Consider the following 978-nt stretch of genomic DNA (forward strand, 5'->3'; position numbering starts at 1 on the left):
CGTGGATTTCACCGTCTGCTTGCTTGGTATTGGACACACCTTCAGCAAGCAGACCTCTCAACTAACCGGCTTTGTGAAGTACTGAGACTAATGAGCAGCTCTTCGGCCCAAGACGAACACGAGTAGAGCAACAACAATAGCTCCAAGCAGGGTTTCTGTAATCGCCAAATATTCTGCGACACCGATGGGTTGAATCTCACCATACCCCGGGTATATGAATGATGTTAGACTAAAATGTAGACTCTTTTCCAAAGTCGACCAGATACTTGTTGAGGTATCATATGCGATACGGTGTGTTTCCCCATTTTCTGTTCTTTCAATCAGGCCGTAGTAAGGATATAACAGAGAGAAAACGCTAATAATCGCACTTGATACAAACCCAAGCCTCCAAGGGCTTTCCCCGTGGTACGTAGTCCAACGAGCCAACGATAATTTAAACCATTGCCACAGGTTTCCGGATGACCATGCCAACTTTCGCCGTGCGGCTTTTTCACGCAGGCTGAAATTAAGTTGTGCATCTGTTTGGGGCGTTCCATCTAAAATCGATTGATAATTCCGATACGTCCGTATGGCGGCCTTCAAATCCCGTTCGTTGTCGCTTCTAAATGCGATCTCTGGAGATAATCGATTATAAAACCGCCAAGCAGACTGAAGTTTATTTATGATATATTGTATCGCAGATTGAATCAGCCCGCCTTCTTTACTAGAAACTAATTCTGATGCCGAGTCACTCAAATCAAGGTTGCGGTCTATATGTGGGGGTCCTGGCAGAGAACTCGGTATTTTGCCATACAACGAAAGTATGAATAGAGGGAACCGGTGACGACACTGTTCCGATGTCCCATCGAACTGTCTTCTGAGCCAAAGATACGGGGAGTATAGAATGGTGGGGCTCTGTTGAATCACTAGACAGCGTCGGGATAGGTCGCTAAATCAAAGGAGTTGAAGCGGGATGATTCGGTTGCCTATGACACAAAT

1 protein-coding gene is annotated in these 978 nt (G+C 45.8%); it reads right to left on the reverse strand.

What is annotated here, in order from left to right:
• Nucleotides 1-87 precede the first annotated feature (87 nt).
• Nucleotides 88-735, reverse strand: coding sequence for an ion channel (locus C442_RS21560; protein ID WP_161606629.1), 648 nt, complete (start codon nt 733-735; stop codon nt 88-90).
• Nucleotides 736-978 lie beyond the last annotated feature (243 nt).

It is taken from the genome of Haloarcula amylolytica JCM 13557 (genome assembly GCF_000336615.1).
Lineage (GTDB): Archaea > Halobacteriota > Halobacteria > Halobacteriales > Haloarculaceae > Haloarcula > Haloarcula amylolytica.